The sequence below is a fragment of the Type-D symbiont of Plautia stali genome, from assembly GCF_001485335.1.
Classification (GTDB): Bacteria; Pseudomonadota; Gammaproteobacteria; order Enterobacterales; family Enterobacteriaceae; genus Pantoea; species Pantoea vagans_C.
Genome location: NZ_BBOC01000159.1, coordinates 1 through 4,303, shown reverse-complemented (window position 1 = coordinate 4,303; position 4,303 = coordinate 1). Strand labels below are relative to the sequence as shown.

Annotated in this window: 3 protein-coding genes and 1 pseudogene; all 4 read left to right on the top strand. The window is 56.2% G+C overall.

Features of this window, described 5'->3' with window-relative positions; all coding sequences use genetic code 11:
- A pseudogene (locus tag PSSD_RS25520) lies at positions 1–240 on the top strand (ABC transporter ATP-binding protein); the annotation flags it as partial.
- Positions 218–1,204 (top strand): ABC transporter substrate-binding protein, encoded by a 987-nt coding sequence (locus tag PSSD_RS25515; RefSeq protein WP_201023850.1) that lies wholly within the window; start codon positions 218–220, stop codon positions 1,202–1,204. The pseudogene PSSD_RS25520 and the gene PSSD_RS25515, both read left to right, overlap by 23 nt.
- A gap of 3 nt (positions 1,205–1,207) precedes the next feature.
- On the top strand, positions 1,208–2,857 hold the full coding sequence (locus tag PSSD_RS25510) for an ABC transporter permease (RefSeq protein ID WP_039328408.1): 1,650 nt from the start codon (positions 1,208–1,210) through the stop codon (positions 2,855–2,857).
- 259 nt (positions 2,858–3,116) lie between these two features.
- Entirely contained in the window at positions 3,117–4,163 is a 1,047-nt protein-coding gene (locus PSSD_RS25505) for an AI-2E family transporter (protein WP_039328407.1), read from the top strand.
- Positions 4,164–4,303: the final 140 nt, after the last annotated feature.

The window sequence follows — 4,303 nt, the reverse complement described above, 5'->3', positions numbered from 1 at the left end:
AAACCCGCGATTTTACTGTTCGACGAACCGCTCTCCAACCTTGACCGCGACCTGCGCGAAACCCTGGTACACACCATGGCGGATCTGCTGCGCGCGTCGGGCATTACCGCGGTGTATGTCACGCATGATCGCGAGGAGGCCAACACGCTCGCCGACCGCATTATTCACCTGGCTCAGGGCCAGATTGTTTCCGTTACTCACCTCTCAGGGGACCGCAATGCCATCTCTCAAGTCAGTTAAAAATGTCATCAGCCACAAAGGAGCCATCAGCGCGATGATTTTGACTTCCGCCATAATGATGAATGACGCCCACGCACTGACGGTGTACACCGCGGGTCCGGGCTCGCTGTCGAAAAGTCTTGCCGCCGGATTTGAAAAACAAACCGGTATTAAAGTGAATATCTTCCAGGCCACCACCGGTAAGGTGATGGCGCGTCTCGAAGCGGAGCAGGCGAATCCACAAGCCGATGTGTTGATCTCCGCGTCATGGGATACCGCCGAAGATCTGCAAAACCGTGGCTGGTTGCTGCCTTATCAGAGCAGCAACGCGACGAAAGTGCCGGATCAATTTAAAACCGCCAACTATGTGGCGCAGGGGATTTCCGCCCTCGGTATTGTGTGGAACACCAAAAGCGGCACGCCTGAACCGAAAACCTGGCAAGACCTGACCGCGCCTGCTTTTAAAGACAAAGTCACTACGCCAGATCCCGCGCTGTCTGGTGCGTCACTTGACCTGCTGATTGGCCTGCAAAACAGCGAAGGTGAAAAAGCCTGGCAGCTGTTTGACCAGCTGAAAGCCAACGGCATGGTGATGAGTGGTCCGAATGCGCAGGCGGTCACGCCAGTGTTGCAGGGGGCAAAAGCGGCGGTGTTTGGGGCCGTGGATTACGTTACCTATAACAACATCGCGCAGGGTGAGAGCGTGAAGGTGATCTTCCCTGAGAATGGCACCGTGGTCGCACCGCGTCCGATGATGATACTGAAAAGTAGCCAACACGCCGACGATGCGAAAAAATTCGTCGATTATGTGCTGTCAGATGAAGGTCAGGAGCAGGTTGCCAAAGCCTGGCTGATGCCCGCGCGAACCGATATCAAAGCGCAGCGTCCGCTGTTCACCGAGATCAAACTGCTGCCCGCCAATAACGACGGTAGCAGCGAACGTGCGGCAGTGCTGAAGCGCTTTGGCACATTGTTCGGACAGTAAGCCATGTCGCGTGCCCTGAATGGATTGATTCTACTGGCGCTGGTGCTGCTGGTGGCGCTGCCGCTGCTGTTTATTGTGCTGCAAGCGCTGTTTCCGCAGCTGGGTGAGGGAAACTGGAGCGGCGCTTTTAGTGCATTACCGGCGCTATTCAAGGATCCACAGCTGATGCCGATGTGGCTGGGCACGCTAAAAATCGGAGCGGGCGTCGCGCTGTGCAGTTTGCTGCTGGGCTTACCGCTCGGCGCACTGCGCGGCCTGTTTCGCCTGCCGGGTGCGGCGCTGTGGGACCTGCTGTTCCTGATCCCCTTCCTCACCCCACCCTATATCGTGGCGCTGTCATGGACGCTGGCACTGCAACGCAACGGGTATATCGAACAACTCACCGGCGTTAACTTTGACAGCCTGCTGTTCAGCAGTAGCGGCATGACGCTGGTGATGACGCTGAATATCTTCCCGGTGGTCTATTTTGCCGTGTCGCGTTCGTTGATGGCGAGCGGGCAACGTCTTGCCTGGGTTGCCCGCGTACATGGAGCTTCGGCGTGGCGCGCCTTTGCGCAAATCACGCTGCCGCTGACCTTGCCCGCTTTGGCCGGTGGCGTGCTGTTGGCATTCACTCTCGCGATTGAAGAGTACGGCGTGCCCGCCGCGCTGGGTACCCAGGCACATCTCACGCTCATGACCGTTGGTATCGAGACCAAACTGGCGGACTGGCCGATTGATTTACCGGGCGCAGCTTCACTCTCATTAATGTTGAGTTTGGTGGCGCTGACGGCCTGGTTCCTGCAGCGGAAACTCACGGGCAGCAGTGATGTGACAGCGGTCAACGGCAAACCCGTGGTGCAGGAACTCGCCCATGGCGGTCGCTGGTTACCGCTGATGATATTGCCCTTCGCACTGACGCTGGTGTTGGCGGTGATCCTGCCGCTGGGGGCAATGACGCTGAGCGGATTACAGAATACCCTCTCCGGCGGCTTGCATCTGGATAACCTGACGCTGCGCCACTTCGGTGCGCTGTTTAGTCAGCAAGGCGATGCACTGGCGGCTTTCTCCACCAGCATTGGGCTAGCGCTCGGGGCGGCACTGCTGACCGGCCTGCTCGGGTTCCTGATTGCCTGGCGCGTCTCAGAAGGCAAAACGCGCCTGCTGGCAATGATGGATGGGCTGGCGCTACTGCCGGCGGCAATGCCGGGCGTGGTAGTCGGCGTTGGGTTGATTTTGCTGTGGAATCGCGGCTTCTGGCCGGTATCGCCTTACAACACGATATTTATCCTGCTGCTTTCCTACAGCTGCCTGTTATTGCCATGGCCAGTGCGCTATGTCAGTAGCGCGTTGCGTCAACTGGCTCCGACGCTGGAACCGGCGGCGCGTGTGCATGGCGCTTCACGTTTGCAGGCACTGCGTTTGATTGTGCTACCGCTGGTGGCTCCCAGCCTGCTGGCAGCGATGATGATGGTGTTCGCGGTAGCTTCACGTGAGCTGGTGACCTCGTTACTACTGGCGCCCGCTGGCACGCAGACCGTGGCGATTTTTATCTGGCGGCAGTTTGAACAAGGTTCAGTAGGCCAAGGCATGGCGATGGCAACCGTCACGCTGTTTGCCAGCCTGACCTTGATGCTGGGCGCTACCGCTCTGATGCAGCGTCAGGGGAAATAACAACCTTGGTCGCCATAAATGGCGCCCCTACATTTAATCCCCCCGTAGGGTGCGCATTTATGCGCACCTGGCAGCAAACCGCACAGGATTTGATGACGCATTTATGCGCACCTGGCAATAAACCGCACAGAATTTGATGATGCATTTATGCGCACCTGGTTGAGGACCGCAATGCAGCGTTTCGCTTATTCCTAATTAAACAACCACTTACTCTCATTCAACTACACTCTCCTGAGCCATAAATGACTCAGGAGAGTGCATGAACAACCTGCCACAGGAAAAAATTGGCCAGAACATGCTGGTCAAGATGGCGATGCTGGTGATCATTCTGGCGGGCATTCGCGCCGCATCAGAGATTCTGGTTCCCTTTCTGCTCGCCAGTTTTCTGGCGATTGTGCTTAACCCGCTGGTGACCCTGTTGATGCGACGCGGCGTGCGGCGCAGCCTGGCGATCGCCCTGGTGATTAGCGTGATTTTCATCTTCATATTGCTGCTGATTGGTGTGATGGCCAGTTCAGCCAGTGACTTCAGCGATACCTATCCGCAAATTCGTAGCTTGCTGGAGCAGAAACTCGCCGTGGTTCAGCATGTTGCCGCGCGCTTTCATATCAATATCTCTACCGAAGCGCTGGCTGCACGGCTCGATCCCAATGTGATGATGGATATGGCCACCACGCTGTTGAAGCAGTTTTCCGGTGCCATGACCAATGTGCTTCTGCTGATCCTTACCGTGGTATTTATGCTGTTTGAGGTGCGTCACCTGCCTTATAAGATGCGTAATGCCATGATTAACCCGCAAATCCGCATTGCCGGGCTGCATAAGGCCTTCAAAGGCGTCACACATTATCTGGCTCTGAAAACCCTGGTCAGTTTGATTACCGGTGCTGCCGTGTGGCTGGTGCTGGCGTTGATTGGCGTGAAGTTTGCGCTGTTCTGGGGCGTCGTCGCCTTTATCCTTAACTTCATTCCCAACATCGGACCGATTATCGCGGGCATCCCGCCGTTTGTTCAGGCACTGGTGCTCAACGGTGTTTACGATGCGCTATTTGTTGCGGCGTTATTTGGTGCGATTCACATGGTGTTTGGCAATATGCTGGAGCCGAAGCTGATGGGGCGCGGATTAGGGCTTTCGACGTTGGTGGTGTTTCTGTCACTGATTTTCTGGGGCTGGCTACTCGGGCCGATAGGAATGTTGCTGTCGGTTCCACTGACCAGCGTCACCAAGATTTTAATGGAGACCACGCCGGGCGGCAGCCGTTTAGCTATTATGTTGGGCAACGGACGGCCGGGATCGCGACCGCGTTAATCGAATGAAATCGCGCAATACCGCTTACCTAAGCCAAAAATATTTATGCTGGTGCGCATAAAGGTACAACCGGGCACATGGGTAACAGATCAGACCGGGCACATAGGTAACACTTTTGTGCTCAGTCGATTCGAATAATA